1 protein-coding gene is annotated in these 393 nt (G+C 35.6%); it reads right to left on the bottom strand.

Going from position 1 to position 393, the window contains the following annotated elements:
• Positions 1-393 (bottom strand): sigma 54-interacting transcriptional regulator (locus tag FJV41_RS51505; protein ID WP_181791653.1); only part of this gene is annotated, 393 nt, incomplete at both ends.

Raw genomic sequence — 393 nt, 5'->3', positions numbered from 1 at the left:
GTATGATTATGAATACTTTGTGCAAAAACCTCTTTGCCTGTTCCAGTTTCACCAAGAATGAGAATGTTTAGGTTGCTGGAAGAGAAGTTTTTAGCTGTTTCAATGGCCGTTTTTATTTCGTCGCTTTCTCCTATGATTGTCTCAAAACGAAACTTAGCAACGTGTCCTTTTGCAAACAATTTTCGACGAATATTTTCCTCAGTTTTTACTATTTTTCCTGCTTCCTTAAACGTCACAACGGTGCCTAAGCTTACATTTTCGTTCACAATTGGAACAATGTTGCAAACCATTTTTTTTCCTGCAACATCAAGTATCTGATCAGCAAGCATTAGACTGTTTTTATTCAAATCCTCAAGTTTTAAATCTTGTATTACTGTAGACAGATGGCAATTG

The organism is Myxococcus llanfairpwllgwyngyllgogerychwyrndrobwllllantysiliogogogochensis (assembly GCF_006636215.1).
Classification (GTDB): Bacteria; Myxococcota; Myxococcia; order Myxococcales; family Myxococcaceae; genus Myxococcus; species Myxococcus llanfairpwllgwyngyllgogerychwyrndrobwllllantysiliogogogochensis.
This window is presented reverse-complemented; position numbering and strand designations above follow the sequence as displayed.